Consider the following 424-nt stretch of genomic DNA (forward strand, 5'->3'; position numbering starts at 1 on the left):
AGTAAGAGAGATGTGCTTGCCTCTGCCGGTGTCAAAGCATTTACGAAGTGTACGGATATCTGCGTGTGCAATCGCATCAGCGCTTCCAAATTCTTTCAGTATGTTCATATACACAATTCCATACTTGGACTTGAATAAACTGTTGAATTCAGGAAATACGACATCTATGCATTTCTGCAGTCGATTTGAGAGTTGATTTTCTTCTTCCTTGAGATTGTGGTGTTCTCTAGTCAGCAGCTTCTGCTCATACAGATCAAAGCTGCTGTATTTTGAAATACGGTAAGATTTGACGCGCTGATTAGAAGCAAGTACGTCACAGATAGTCAGAGTATCCAGCTTGTCATTCTTAGAGATTCCTCCCTGCATTTTGCGGGTAAGGTTAGTAGCAACAGGATTGATCAATGCAACCTGATAGTTTCTGTCC

1 protein-coding gene is annotated in these 424 nt (G+C 41.5%); it reads right to left on the reverse strand.

The window, feature by feature from the left end:
• Positions 1-424: IS110 family transposase (locus ACTND6_RS11195; RefSeq protein ID WP_441024354.1), on the reverse strand; the 424-nt coding region annotated here is incomplete at both ends.

The organism is Bulleidia sp. HCP3S3_C9 (genome assembly GCF_052064035.1).
GTDB lineage: Bacteria > Bacillota_I > Bacilli_A > Erysipelotrichales > Erysipelotrichaceae > Bulleidia.